The sequence below is a fragment of the Paeniglutamicibacter sp. ZC-3 genome (assembly GCF_025847175.2).
Classification (GTDB): domain Bacteria; phylum Actinomycetota; class Actinomycetes; order Actinomycetales; family Micrococcaceae; genus Paeniglutamicibacter; species Paeniglutamicibacter sulfureus.
The window spans coordinates 207,714-220,615 of the sequence record NZ_JAOYTG010000005.1 but is presented as its reverse complement, the minus strand read 5'-3'; the positions used below and the strand labels follow the sequence as shown (position 1 = coordinate 220,615).

The window sequence follows — 12,902 nt, the reverse complement described above, 5'->3', positions numbered from 1 at the left end:
GGTACAACTATGACCGCATCTCGTTAACGCTCGAGTGCCTGAGCCCGATGAAATACCGGGCCCAGGCACTGGCTGCGTAGACTTTTACTTACCGAGTCCAACTTTCGGGGACCAGTTCAACCGGTGGGGCCTTCGCGCGTCTGCCCACCGGCATGTGACAGGCTTGGTGAAGTCGTCAATGCGGCACAAGGTACCGGAGGAAAAGTGCAGAGCATGTTAAAGGTCGCGGACCGGGCGAAGGTTCCGGCGTTTGAGGTCATGAACATCCTGGATCGGGTCGCCCAGTTGCGTGCCACGGGCCGGAATGTCATTTCCCTGTGCGCGGGCGAGCCCAGCGACGGTGCCCCCTCCGAGGTTTCACGGCGGGCGGCCGAGATCCATGCCGCGGGCACGCCGTTTACCTACACGCCCGCGCTGGGCATCCGGGAACTGCGGGAAGCCATCGCTGGACACTACAAGCGTTGGTACAACATGGAGGTTTCGGCGGACAACGTCGCTGTAACCACCGGGAGTTCCGGCGCGTTCATGCTGACCTTCCTAACCGCCTTCAATGCCGGAGACAAGGTGGCATTGGCGCGGCCCGGATATCCGGCCTACGCCAATATCCTGCGCACTCTGGGAATCGATGTTATTGAGCTGGATGCCGGACAGGAATCCCGCTACCAGCCCACCGTGCAGCTGCTGGAAGCAGCCTGGCGGGAACACGGACGGCTCGACGGACTGATGCTGGCCTCCCCGGCAAACCCCACCGGCACCATGGTCTCCGGCAGTGAGCTCGAGGAGCTCGCAGGGTGGTGCAAGGAACGCGGCGTCAGGCTGATCAGCGACGAGATCTACCACGGCATCGACTACCCGGAACCGGGGTCGGAAGTCCGCCGTTCGGTCAGTGCCTGGGAATTGGACACCGACACCGTGGTGATCTCCAGCTTCTCCAAATACTGGGGCATGACCGGCTGGCGCTTGGGTTGGGCACTGGTTCCCGACGACATGCTGTCCACCGTGGACGCGCTGGCCGGCAACGTGGCGCTGTGCCCGCCGGCCCCAGCGCAATATGCCGCGCTGGCCGCATTCACCGAGGACTCCTACGCCGAGGCCGAAGCGCGGGTTGCCGAATTCGCGCGGACCCGCGCCGCGGTGCTGGGCTCCATGGGTCGCCTTGGCTGGGGCGAGAGCGCGCCTGCCGACGGCGCCTTCTACTTGTATGCGGATCTGGGCGACCAGCTCGGCCCCCATGTAAATGCCGCCGCCTACTGTGCCGCACTACTCGAAGCTGAGGGCGTGGCCATTGTTCCCGGCAACGACTTCGACCACGTCAACGGACAGCACCATGTTCGCCTCAGTTTTGCCGCCGGATTCGATGCGGTGACCGAGGCCATCGAACGGATCGTGCGGTTCCAGGGCAACATCTGATTTCCCGCACGGGAAGAAAGCCTCCCCACACAGCTACGAGCGCCGGGCGGTTAACTTTACCTGCCCACAGTCCCGACGCCTTGAAGGGCCGGACGTCGGGTATTGATCGCATGCTGAAGACTCCACCGATTCAAGGAGTTCGCCATGGACCAATACACCGTCTCGGAACTTGAGGATGCGCTCAAGGTCGTTAAGTTGCTGCTGCCGCCACGCTACGAATGCTTGGCTTGTTACGTCAACCGGATGCTCGAGCATGGGTGTAGCGGGTTGAAGTGGTGCACCACCTACCGTGATCTGCGTGCACCGCGGGCAACCTCGTTGGAGCGGAAATTCCCCGAACTCGGAGGCTATTGCGATTGCGAGGTCATGGCCAACGTGTTCAGGATCAACGACGAGCTCTGGACTCGCGGCGAAGACGGAGAACTCGACGAAAGCTATGTTCCGCCATGCCACAAGGTCCGGCTGGGAACCATTCGGCCATGTGAATTGTGGCTGATGCGCAGCGGTGTCCAGTGGGGCGGGGGAGTCTTTCGCCCCGTGAAGGATGCGTCGTAACCGGGAATTCAGGTGGGTTCCGCAAAACCCGCCGGAGCACGCCCGATTTCGGGGCAATCAACCGGACGCTGCGGCTACAGCTCCTCGGGCTGTTTGATCTTCAGGTGCTCGCCGGGAATGCGGTCGCGGTCGTAGGTGATCTCCGAGTAGCCGTGCGGGGCTGGGATACCGTCCGGGCCCATGTTCACGAACACGATCTTCTCTATGGTCAAGATGGACTGCCGGGTGATCATGTTGCGGACCTCGGCGCGCATGGTCAGTGAGGTGCGGCCGAAGTGGGTGGCGGTCAGGCCCATCTCGATGAGGTCGCCCTGTTGCGCCGAGGAAACGAAATTGATCTCCGACATGTACTTCGTAACGGCGAATCCGTTTCCGAGCTGGACGATCGCGTAGATCGCGGCTTCCTCGTCGATCCAGCGCAGCAGGCTTCCTCCAAAGAGCGTGCCATTGGCGTTGAGGTCTTCGGGGCGGACCCATTTGCGGGTGTGGAAGGTGATGTCGCCAGTATTCATGTCACGAGTCTATGGTGTTGGCGACTGTTGGATCACAGTTGGTGACCGGAACCGTTCGCCCGGGGCAGGTCGGAGGTCCGTGCCCGCCGGCTCGGTGGCTAGCCCAGGTGGTCCATGGCCTCGCAGGGATTGGCGCCGGGCTGCGCTCGATGGATCGCCATGGAGAGCTTGGAAACCAGGTGCGCGAGCTGCTCGCTTTCACCGGCGTCAAGTTCGGTGAGCAGGGTCTGTTCGGCAGCGGCTACGCGTGCCTCCATCCTTTTCAGCAATGCCTCGCCCTGGTTCGTGGCAACGATCTTCCGCGCTCGTCGATCCGTGGGAGCAGGCACGCGTTCAACCAGGCCGGCAGTCACGAGGTCGTCGATGAGGTAGGTCAACACCGTGCGGTCGATGCCCAGGTGAGCACCCAAAGCCTGCTGGTTTGCGGGGTCATGGTGAACCACGGTGGAAAGCATCTGGAAGCCGCGCACCGAACATGGCATCTCCGCGACAGCCTCTGCGAAGTGCGTTTGGTGTCCGCGCAGGATCATTCCCAGGTGCCAAGCGAGATCGCCGGGAAGGAATCCCGGCAACGACTTGTCGAAGACGAGGGGCGGGTGCGAAGTGGAAGCCATGACATCCATCATACCGGAGATTGCGGTGTTGCGCAGATGATCTGTTCGGAATATAGTCTGTATTACAACATAAATTTTCGGAAGGCAGGACATGGATATCGGCGCACAAGAAAACGTGGCTTCCCGGGGGACGATCGGCATCCTGGGTGCCGGGCGCGTAGGTACGGCTATTGCCCGGTTGGCGGTTGCCGCCGGTTACCGCGTCAAGGTCGCGACTTCGAAGCCAGCAGCCGACAACGCGCTGATCATCGAAATCGTCACCCCTGGCGCGGTGGCCGTCGACGCGGCCGAGGCCGCGGCCTCGGACCTCGTGGTGGTCGCCATCCCGCTACACAAGTACAAGTCCCTGAATGCGGAAGCCCTTGGCGGCAGGATCGTCATCGATGCCATGAACTACTGGGCTGCCACCGACGGCGACATTGCCGATTTCGAGAACACACACCTGTCCTCCAGCGAGGTCGTGTCCGCATACCTGGCCGGGTCTCGGGTAGTGAAGACCTTCAACCACATCGGTTACCACGAGATGGAACCGGATGCCGCCGCGCCGGGGACGCAGAACCGCCGCGCACTGGTGGTCGCCGGGGACGACGAGAGCGCCAAGGCACTGGTGTCCACGTTCGTCGACACCCTGGGCTTCGACTCCCTTGATGCCGGCGAACTCTCGGCGGGCAGATCCTTTGAACCCGGCACCGAGATCTTCAACGGCCGCTTCAACGCCGCCGAACTGGCGCAGGAGCTGCAGCGTAGCCTTGCCGCCGCCTGAACCGCCACACGCTTACCAACAAATGAGGATTGACCACATGGAAATCGGTGCCTACAGCTTCGGTGACACCCAGCGCAATGCCGACGGATCACTGCGATCAACCGGAGAATCCATCCAAAACCTGTTCGCGGCGATCAAGCACGCGGATGAGGCAGGCCTGGACTACTTCGGCGTGGGTGAACACCACACCACCAGCATGCCTGCGTCCTCGCCCGGCACCCTGATCGCCGCCGCGGCGGCCACCACGGACCGGATCAAACTGGGAAGTGCAGCGAGCATCATCAGCACCGACGACCCTGTGCGCGTCTTCCAGCAATTCGCCACGGCCGATGCCATCTCCGGGGGAGGGCGCATCGAAATCACCGCCGGACGCGGCTCCTCCGTGGAGACGTTCCCGCTCTTTGGCTACGACCTGGGCGAGTATGACGAGCTCTACGCCGAAAAACTGGACCTGCTCATGGCAATCAACAACGCCGACACCCAGAACGTCACCTGGTCCGGCACGAAGCGACCGGCGATTGCGGACCTGGCAGTGGTGCCTCGTCCGCTCGGTGGCAGGCTCCCGGTATGGGTGGCCACCGGCGGCAATGCAAGTTCCTCCGCCAGGGCCGGGCAAATGGGCCTGCCGGTGTCCTACGGCATCATTGGCGGGGAGCCACACCGCTTCGCCCCGCTGGCCGAGCTTGTACCGGCGCGCCGGGGCCCAGGCCGGGCATTCGGAGGACTCGCTCAAGGTCTCGGTGGCGGCGCTGGGTCTGGTGGCCCCGACCAAGAAGGAAGCGCTCGAGCGCTTCTACCCGGGTTGGTACAACCTCAACGTGGAAATGGGTGAACTGCGTGGCTGGCCGGCGCCGGACAAGCGCGCCTACGACGCGCAGGCCGAGGCCCCGGGCGCCTACTACGTTGGTTCGCCTGACGAGGTGGCCGAGCGCATCGTCCATCTGCATGGCTACATGGGACATATGCGCCACTTCCTCCAAATGGATATCGGAGGCCTCCCGCAGGAACACCTGCTGGAGTCGATCACGTTGCTGGCCACCGAGGTTAAGCCGCGCGTGCAGCGACTGCTGGCCCAAAAGTAGCTTCACAGCAACCTGTCCAGGCGTGGTTTCACGGTTGGGACCCAGCTGGGTGGACCCAGTCAGGTCGACCCAAGTGAGGGTAGAGCCGGGGAACCACTCTTTGTTTGGATAAGTCCTGTGGTTGTGAACCAAACGGGTATATCGGCTTTGAAAGCGTGGGGTGAAATTTGGGGGAAAGCCGAACTGCTGATGGTGAAGCGGTTCTTCCCGACGCCTTCAAGCGTTTGCATACTTGTTGGGTTCCGTACCACCTGCGTTTTTGGCGGGGGGATCGGGGCGCATCGAACACTTCGGCACCAGTACTCTGGGCCGGACCTTTCAGGGTAGGACCTGGGCGGATGTCGATGCGGACCGTTGCCGATAACGACCAATGTCGCAGCTGGAGTGGGGGCGCCGGGCTGCTTGGGGCAGCCGGCCTCCGCTCCTAAATCTCCCGGTCGGGCAAATCCGAACCTACGGCTTTCGCCTCTGGCCCATGGCGGTCTCCGCTGCTTGTTCGATGGTAAGCCCATCGCCGGGATCGACCAATGCCAGAAAGAGCGAAAGTGCTGCGGTTCCCAGCAGCGAAGTCCGCTTCTCATGATCGAGCAGTCGTTCTCCCACCCCGGAAATCAAGCGCAGCCCAAGACCCTCCGCCATGGCCTGCAGCAAGATGTTGAAGTCTTCCATGGTCACGCCTGGCCTGAACGTGAGCCCATAGTGTTCAAATACATTGGTGTAGAGCGTGATCCACACCTGTGAAAGATTCGTATACATGCGAGCCAGGGCTTGCGCGGATGCGGTATCCGCCTGTGCCGTGGCCACTGCCAAAAGTTGGAACCGGAAGGCCGGCAGCTCCAGCACGAGCTTGAGGTCTTCATAGGCGACTCGATGGACCGCACTCGGGAAATTATCATCCGAGGTCAGAAGGTCCTTGGCGTGTTGCGAGAGCGCGACCTGAAGGCTCCAGTGCTTGTCGGCCAGGGCATAGGAAACGAAGTCGGCCAGAAAATCTCCGTGCGTGCTCCAGCGGTGGCGCATCATGTTCTCACTGAGGGGGTAGTCGTCGCCGCAATTCTGCCTGGCCTTGGCCAGGACTTTGCGGCGGGACAGATACGACATGACCGGACGAGCGTCCTCCTCGTCGGTATCAAGTAGCTGTTCGGAGAGCGCTGGGCTGAACAGTTCGGTGGTGAGGTCCAGCGCAGCATCAAGAAAGGCTCGGGTCTCGCGGCCGTTGGCCAGGCGTTTGCGGGTCATCGCGGTGCGGCCGGAAATGTTCGTGACGATCTTGGATTCGTAGAGATCCTGATCGGAACCCGGGTGTACCTCGGCGAGTGGATGCAGCTCGTCCTTCTTTGGTGTCACCATTAGTTGCGTCCCCTATGCGAGTTTAGTGAAATGCAGATCCCCCGTTTCCAAGGTACCGTACTGCTCCCGTGTAGAGGAGGGCTGGTGAGGTGCGCATTCAGCGCGGGCGGGCTTAATGCGCAGGCGAATCGCAGGCAAGACCCGGATGCCGTTATTAACGGGCTCGGGGTGCCCTCCACCACGGTGGACGGCACCCCGACTGGGGCCGAAAGGGCCTAGTTCTGTCCCGCGAGCACGAATGCGGAGTCGATGTTGATGGTGACCTTGTCGCCAACCAGTACGCCGCCGGCTTCGAGGGCAGCATTCCAGGTAATGCCAAACTCCTTGCGGGAGATCTGGGTGGTGGCCGAGAATCCGGCGCGGGTGGCACCGAACGGATCAACCGCAACGCCGCCAAATTCAACCTTGAAGGTCACCGGCTTGGTGGTGTCCTTGATCGTCAATTCACCCAGGAGTTCGAACTCTTCCGGGGAGCCTGCAACGCCGGTGGACACGAAGGTCATTTCCGGGAACTGCTCAACGTTGAAGAAATCCGCGCCCTTGACGTGGGCATCGCGGTTGTTGTCGTTCGAGTCGAAGGACTCGGTCTTGACGATGGCCTCGACCTTCGAGGAGGAAACCGATTCGCCTACGGTCAGGGTGCCGGTGACATCGGTGAATGCGCCGCGGACCTTGGAGATACCCGCGTGGCGGACGGTGAAGCCAACTTCGCTGTGCGAGGTGTCGAGGGTCCAGGTGCCGGGGGTGATTTCAATGCTCATGGGAGAACTCCTTCGTGTTGGAAGCCGGTCGGGTCAACCGGTTTGCATGCTTATGCATATAAATATGCCACAACTATGTTGACGTGTCAACCACTTTTATTTGAGCTGCAACACTTCTTAACCTGCCATCGTTTTCCCCCGGCTTTGCGGAGTTGCCATTAATGCCGGATGAACGTTTGGCGGGGGCAATGACTGCGGGCGGCCAGTGCGTGACGGCGGAAGGCAGGTCGGCGGGCCGGGGCCATCCGCCGGGACCCCGTGAAGCGACGCCCGAATAGCGCGGGATTTTCCTCGGTGGCCACGGCCGATTCGACCTCCCGCCCCGGACTTTCGTATCGCGGACATGGCGCTCGCCCATGTTGCGCGGGGTTTCGCGCCTGAGTTTCGCGATTCTGCTTCGCCCTCATATGGAGGCTAGGCTGGCCATGAGAAGAAAGTGGTGATACGCGTCACGAAGATGTGGGGGCGGAGACCAAATGGAAGGCAGGATATGAACGACGTTATCGCAGAGGCACTGAACGTACTCAGTATTACGGATCCCGAAGACGCGAGCCCAGAGGCCCGCGGACGCCGGGCACATGCCCGGGTCCTGGCCATGATCGAGGTGGCACGTGAGAGCAGCAAGAGCCGCAGGGAACAGCGGATCGCGAACTTGTTGCTATTGGCGCAGCTGGACAAGAAGGACGCATCCGAGGCATTGCGGGAAGCCCGTCGGTTGATGTCGCTTGACGACGTTTCGACAGACAGGGCACTAAAGGCAGCGTAATTGCGGGGACTTGGGTGCGTTTTCCCTGCGGCACTGGTGCCCGAGCAGAAGCGGAGCATCGTGAACTCGCCTCCGTGCCGGGTACCGGACATGACTTCATGAAACTGCGCGAGGAATAGGCTGGCTCTGCGCACGCCAGAGTTTGCCATGAGAAAGAGAGACCACATGACACATATCGTTCCGGTTCGCCACCTCTTCGGCCCCGGCCCATGCAACCCGTACCCCGAAGCCACCGCCGCACTTGGACTGCCGCTGTTGGGTCATCTTGATCCGTTGTTCATTGCCCGGATGGATCGCACGGCCGAGGGGCTGCGCACCCTGTGGGGAACCAAGAACACGCGCACGCTGCCATTGAGCGCGACCGGTTCGGCGGGCATGGAAGCCGCCTTCGTCAATACGGTGAAAGCCGGGGACGTGGCGGTCGTCGCGGTCAACGGCCTCTTTGGCGAACGCATGTGCGAGGTCGCCTCGCGCGCCGGGGCCGAAGTGGTGCGCGTGGACCACGAATACGGAACCCCGGTCGACGCCCAGCGCGTGGCCGACGCGCACCCGAACCCCACGGTCATTGCCGCAGTGCACGCCGAAACCAGCACCGGCGTCGTTTCCGACATCGCGGCACTCGGGGCCATCAAGAAGGACGCGTTGCTGATCGTTGATGCCGTCACCTCGATCGGCGGCATGCCGGTGCTCGCCGATGAATGGGGGATCGATGTCGGTTACGCCGGAACGCAAAAGTGCATCGGTGTGGCCCCAGGTCTCGCACCGTTCACGATCTCTGACCGTGCCTTCGATCGCCGCGTTGAAAAGCCGCAATCCTGGTACCTGGATCTTGGTCTGCTTGGCGGATACACCACCGGGGGCTCCGGTGGCGGACGCACCTACCACCACACCGCGCCGGTGGGAATGGTGGCATCGCTGGAGGCGGGCATCGACCGCATCCTGGCCGAAGGGCTGGACGCTGTCACCGTGCGCCACCAGGCTGCCGGAAAGGCGCTGCAGGACGGTCTGGAGGAGATGGGCCTGAAGCTGTTCGCCGCAGAAGGACACCGCCTGCCCCAGCTGACCACGGTGTACGTTCCCGAGGGAGTGGATTCGGCCAAGGTCCGCGCTTACCTGCTGGAACGCTTCAACATCGAGATCGGCGGGGGCGTGGGCAAGTACGCCAGCACCGTGTGGCGCATTGGCCTGATGGGCCCGAACGCCAATCCGAGCTCGGTGGCGCTGATCTTGTCGGCGCTGAAGGAAACGATCGCGCAGGCGTAGTGACCCACCTGATTGCCAACGGCCCGTCCCAAGGATGGAACGGGCCGTTGGCTAGGGTTAATACTGTCGGTGCCGCAACCGACGGCAACGATCGACCACCTTGTTCGCGTCGGACGAGTGTAGCGAATCCAGCGAAGAAATTTCGTGCCCGAGAATCAGACCGATTCTGTGCAGTGATTCGGCCGTGTCGTTGCTTCCCATGATCCGAAGCTCACGCAACATCGAAAATTTCTCCGTCCCCGTTGCCAGGTGCGTCGGTCTCCGCGACGGTCTGCACTCATCAATGATTTCGTATTGGTCAAACATTCCCCGTCGCCTTTCCCGCCCCGAGGCGGTAGTGCTGCGGCCGAGCGGCCTTCGTGATAGTAGAGCACGGAGCACCGACACTTTGACGATGTGTTACCTGGCCTTGTGCGGGAGGGTTCGCTTCACTGTTTGGTTTCTTGCTTGTTGTCCAACCTTGAGCGGGCTTCACTGATAGCTGGCTGTTGTTCGGACGCCCAGCTGGCAAGGTTCGTGGCGGATCCAATCAGAGTGCGACCCACCTCTGTCAACTCATAGTCGACCCGCGGCGGGACCTCGGTGAACATTGCGCAGGCCCCGGCTCTCGATCTCCACGGCGCGCAGCGGCGCTGGGACGCTAGGCTGTGCTGCGTCAGAGTCAACATGCGCTGGGACAATCCCAGAAGCCGTGTTGCCTGCCATATAACAAGCAGGTTCCGGATTCATCTTGCTCACCGTGGGCAGCGGATCAATCAACCCGACTCCTTCGTTTGGAGCCCTCGATACCACCAATGCTGCAACTCGCACTGGACCCTCATGGAAAACTGGCCTGGACGGGCGCCCATGTCGCACATATCGCGATCGGTGAGGGCCTTGGGGATAAACGCCCCTGCGCCGGGCTACCCGTTCAAGACCCCTGCGGAAACTACGGAGAACGACTGACAGCTGTACACCAAGCGCTCCACCGCAGAGCTTGTCACTTCCCGGCCACCAAGTGCTCTCCCACAGAGAAGGGTGTCATCTCGATTTACGTCGAGTGGTGGACCATTTTCGGCGAGAGTAGGCTGCACATCAATGCCGACATTCGCAGGTCCATTACCCTGTTAGCCGCCGGCGAAGGGCGGCAGCACGTCCAGTTCGTCGCCGGGGCGCAGTACGCGGGAGTGGTCCTGTTCGCTCACGCCGTTGACCAGGAAGCTGCAGCGGTCCAGCACCGTGGCCAGCGAGGTGGTGCGGCGCAGCAGCGGCCTATCGGGGACCGGGGCAGCTGCCGGGGCGTTGGCTACCAGGTGTTCGAGCACCGTGCCCAGGGTCGCTCCGGGCAGTTGGAGCAGGTCGAGGCGTTCCTCGGTCTTGCCCGCGGCGTGGGCCGCGGCGGCGAAGTATCGAATGCGCAATTATCCTCCGATGGCGCTCATGGAGCGGTCCGATTGTACAAAGTCCTTGGATCCCAGCCCGGTGTGGTCCATGCCGTGGGCCCGGGGCTTGCCCCACATGGCCGCCCGCCAGCGTTCGGCAATGGCCCGATCGTCCGCGCCGTCTCGCAGCAGCGCGGACAGGTCGGTTTCCTCCCGGGAGAACAGGCAGCTCATGGCCTTGCCCTCGGCGGTGATGCGGGTGCGCTTGCAGTCGGCGCAGAACGGCTCGGAGACCGAGGCGATGATGCCCACCGCGCCCAGGATGGTGTCGGGGTCCTGCGGGGTGGAGACCAGGAAGCGTTCGGCCGGTGCGCCGTCGCGCGGACGTGTGTCGGGGGAGAGGCTGAAGCGGGTCTCCAGGTAGGCGCGTAAATCCGCGGCGGTGACCATGTTGTCCTTGCGCCACACATGGTCGGCATCCAGTGGCATCTGCTCGATGAAGCGCAGTTCCAGGCCGCGCTCCAGCGCCCAGGCCAGCAGCTCGGGTGCCTGCTCGTCGTTGATTCCGCGCATCAACACCGCGTTGATCTTCACCGGCGCCAGGTTGGCAGCCAGGGCAGCGTCGATCCCGGCAAACACCGAGTCGATGTGGTCGCGCCGGGTGAGCTTGGCGAAGGTCTCGGCATGCAGCGTGTCGAGGGAGACGTTGATGCGGGTCAGCCCGGCCTCCTTGAGCGCCGCTGCCTTCTTGGCCAGTCCCACCCCGTTGGTGGTCAGGGAGATGGGAAGGTCCGGGTGTTCGGTCCGCACCGCGGCGATGATCTGGGGCAGGTCCACGCGCACCAGGGGTTCGCCGCCGGTGAGGCGCAGTTCGCGCACTCCCAGGTCGCGCACGCCGATGCGAACGATCCGGGATATTTCCTCCAGAGTCAGCAGCTTGGACTTGGGCAGCCAGGCCAGCCCGTCGGCGGGCATGCAGTAGGTGCAGCGCAGGTTGCATTTGTCGATCAGGGAGATGCGCAGGTCGGTGGCCTGTCGGCCGAACTTGTCGCTGAGTCCGGGGGCGTCCGCGGGTGCCGGTGTCAGGATAGTGGGCATGGGCAGGCTGACGGTGCTGCGCGGTGTTTCTGTGTTCGTCGCCATATATCGAGGGTCATCCACCGCCTGTGACATTGCCTCGAGTGGCACGCTGTCGTTCGCGGACAGCGTGCCACCGGATGTCTGCCAGCGTGAAGAGGGCTGCCGGTCGGAGCTTGCACCAGCCTGCCGGGGCAGGCTGGTGTGCGAGCTGCGGGTCACTTTACTGTGTCCGACTCTGCCCCAGGCCCGGCTCGGCGTCGGGGAAGACCACGACCTGCCGTACTGCCTGTCCGTTAGCGAGGTTGTCCATGGCTTCGTTGATCTCCTCTACGTCAATCAATGCCGAGATCAGGCGTTCAACCGGGAGCTTTCCGTCGCGCCAAAGCTTGACGAATATGGGGATGTCCCGGCTTGGGACGGCCGAACCGAGGTAACTTCCAATGATTGTGCGTGCCTCGGCAACCAAGCCCAGCGGAGAGATTTCCGATTTGGACGTTGGCGCGGGAAGTCCCACGGTCACGGTCTTGCCACCTGGTGCCGTTAGCTGCACCGCGGTTTCGAAGGCGCGGGCGTTCCCTGCGCACTCAATGACGGAGTGGGCTTTGAGTCCTGCCTCAATGGCTTGCGCGGGAGTCATGACCGAGGAAGCCCCCAGTCCGAGTGCCAACTCGAGTTTATCCGGGACGGTGTCGACTCCAATGACCTCAACGCCAGGGCAGGACAGGGCAGTGAGCAGGGCTGCCATGCCGACCCCGCCCAGACCAACCACGATCAGTCGTTGGCCCGGAAGAGGCCGGGCCGTGTTAATGACGGCTCCGCCGCCGGTCAGTACCGCGCAGCCCAGAACAGCGGCAACTTCGGGCGGGACATCGTCATCGACAGGGACCAAGGACCTTCTGTCGACCACCGCATGCGTTGCAAATGCGGAGACACCCAAATGGTGGTGGACCTGCTGGTCGTCACGTTGCAACCTGGAACCGCCAGAAAGTAGCGTGCCAGCGTTGTTGGATACGGTTCCCGGCACGCATGGCATCAGGCCATCCGTCTTGCACCCGTCGCAGTCGCCGCAACGTGGCAGGAAAGCCAGAACAACGCGCTGGCCGACATGTAGGTCGTCCACGCCATCGCCCAGTTCCACAACCTGACCGGCGGCTTCATGGCCAAGCAACATCGGAACGGGGCGGACTCTGTTGCCGTCGACGACGGATAGGTCCGAATGGCACACGCCGGCTGCCTCGATGCGAATCAGGACTTCTCCACTCAGTGGTGGAGCAAGCTCAAGGTCCGAAATGGAGATGGGACGTGAATCGGCGTAGGGGCGTAGGGCCCCGATTTCTTCAAGTACCGCGCCGCGGATTTTCATGGGTTCCCTTTCAAAGAGATCG

16 protein-coding genes are annotated in these 12,902 nt (G+C 62.7%); 8 read left to right on the top strand and 8 right to left on the bottom strand.

What is annotated here, in order from left to right:
• The 3 genes from OIU93_RS08445 to OIU93_RS08435 all read left to right on the top strand — a co-directional run.
• The coding region (locus tag OIU93_RS08445) for an IS3 family transposase (protein ID WP_372342868.1) at positions 1–80 on the top strand (80 nt) is incomplete at its 5' end.
• 133 nt (positions 81–213) lie between these two features.
• Positions 214–1,410, top strand: coding sequence for a pyridoxal phosphate-dependent aminotransferase (locus OIU93_RS08440; RefSeq protein WP_264269652.1), 1,197 nt, complete (start codon positions 214–216; stop codon positions 1,408–1,410).
• Between the two features lie 144 nt (positions 1,411–1,554).
• A complete protein-coding gene (locus OIU93_RS08435; protein ID WP_264269645.1) occupies positions 1,555–1,965 on the top strand; it encodes a DUF2695 domain-containing protein in 411 nt (136 codons plus the stop codon).
• 74 nt (positions 1,966–2,039) lie between these two features.
• Here OIU93_RS08435 and OIU93_RS08430 read toward each other — a convergent pair whose 3' ends face one another.
• The gene (locus OIU93_RS08430; protein ID WP_264269644.1) at positions 2,040–2,477 is read right to left on the bottom strand and encodes an acyl-CoA thioesterase; all 438 of its coding nucleotides are present in this window, start codon (positions 2,475–2,477) and stop codon (positions 2,040–2,042) included.
• Between the two features lie 98 nt (positions 2,478–2,575).
• On the bottom strand, positions 2,576–3,091 hold the full coding sequence (locus tag OIU93_RS08425; RefSeq protein ID WP_264269643.1) for a MarR family winged helix-turn-helix transcriptional regulator: 516 nt from the start codon (positions 3,089–3,091) through the stop codon (positions 2,576–2,578).
• Positions 3,092–3,182: 91 nt separating this feature from the next.
• Here OIU93_RS08425 and OIU93_RS08420 point away from each other — a divergent pair, with 91 nt between their 5' ends.
• From OIU93_RS08420 to OIU93_RS08410, 3 genes are read left to right on the top strand one after another with little or no spacing between them, the layout of a single operon-like run.
• Positions 3,183–3,854 carry an NADPH-dependent F420 reductase gene (locus OIU93_RS08420; RefSeq protein ID WP_264269642.1) on the top strand — a complete coding sequence of 224 codons (672 nt, stop codon included), beginning with the start codon at positions 3,183–3,185 and terminating at the stop codon, positions 3,852–3,854.
• A gap of 37 nt (positions 3,855–3,891) precedes the next feature.
• The gene (locus OIU93_RS08415) at positions 3,892–4,686 is read left to right on the top strand and encodes an LLM class flavin-dependent oxidoreductase (RefSeq protein ID WP_264269641.1); all 795 of its coding nucleotides are present in this window, start codon (positions 3,892–3,894) and stop codon (positions 4,684–4,686) included.
• On the top strand, positions 4,673–4,936 hold the full coding sequence (locus OIU93_RS08410) for a hypothetical protein (RefSeq protein WP_264269640.1): 264 nt from the start codon (positions 4,673–4,675) through the stop codon (positions 4,934–4,936). Before OIU93_RS08415 ends, OIU93_RS08410 begins: the two co-directional genes overlap by 14 nt.
• Before the next feature lie 453 nt (positions 4,937–5,389).
• On the opposite strand, the gene OIU93_RS08405 is transcribed toward OIU93_RS08410, so the two are convergent.
• Together OIU93_RS08405 and OIU93_RS08400 are read right to left on the bottom strand one after the other, a co-directional pair.
• A complete protein-coding gene (locus OIU93_RS08405) occupies positions 5,390–6,286 on the bottom strand; it encodes a hypothetical protein (protein ID WP_264269639.1) in 897 nt (298 codons plus the stop codon).
• Positions 6,287–6,501: 215 nt separating this feature from the next.
• Positions 6,502–7,047, bottom strand: coding sequence for a YceI family protein (locus tag OIU93_RS08400; protein WP_264269638.1), 546 nt, complete (start codon positions 7,045–7,047; stop codon positions 6,502–6,504).
• A gap of 490 nt (positions 7,048–7,537) precedes the next feature.
• Here OIU93_RS08400 and OIU93_RS08395 point away from each other — a divergent pair, with 490 nt between their 5' ends.
• Both OIU93_RS08395 and OIU93_RS08390 read left to right on the top strand, forming a co-directional pair.
• The gene (locus OIU93_RS08395; RefSeq protein WP_264269637.1) at positions 7,538–7,813 is read left to right on the top strand and encodes a hypothetical protein; all 276 of its coding nucleotides are present in this window, start codon (positions 7,538–7,540) and stop codon (positions 7,811–7,813) included.
• A gap of 165 nt (positions 7,814–7,978) precedes the next feature.
• Positions 7,979–9,076, top strand: coding sequence for an alanine--glyoxylate aminotransferase family protein (locus OIU93_RS08390; RefSeq protein WP_264269636.1), 1,098 nt, complete (start codon positions 7,979–7,981; stop codon positions 9,074–9,076).
• A 428-nt stretch (positions 9,077–9,504) separates the two neighbouring features.
• Here OIU93_RS08390 and OIU93_RS08385 read toward each other — a convergent pair whose 3' ends face one another.
• From OIU93_RS08385 to OIU93_RS08370, 4 genes are all read right to left on the bottom strand, one after another.
• Complete coding sequence (locus tag OIU93_RS08385) at positions 9,505–9,666, bottom strand: winged helix-turn-helix transcriptional regulator (RefSeq protein WP_264269635.1); 162 nt, start codon at positions 9,664–9,666, stop codon at positions 9,505–9,507.
• 516 nt (positions 9,667–10,182) lie between these two features.
• Positions 10,183–10,476, bottom strand: a complete 294-nt coding sequence (locus OIU93_RS08380; RefSeq protein WP_264269634.1) for a MoaD/ThiS family protein — start codon at positions 10,474–10,476, stop codon at positions 10,183–10,185.
• Complete coding sequence (moaA, locus tag OIU93_RS08375) at positions 10,477–11,535, bottom strand: GTP 3',8-cyclase MoaA (protein ID WP_264269651.1); 1,059 nt, start codon at positions 11,533–11,535, stop codon at positions 10,477–10,479.
• A 202-nt stretch (positions 11,536–11,737) separates the two neighbouring features.
• Positions 11,738–12,880, bottom strand: coding sequence for an alcohol dehydrogenase catalytic domain-containing protein (locus OIU93_RS08370; protein WP_264269633.1), 1,143 nt, complete (start codon positions 12,878–12,880; stop codon positions 11,738–11,740).
• Positions 12,881–12,902: the final 22 nt, after the last annotated feature.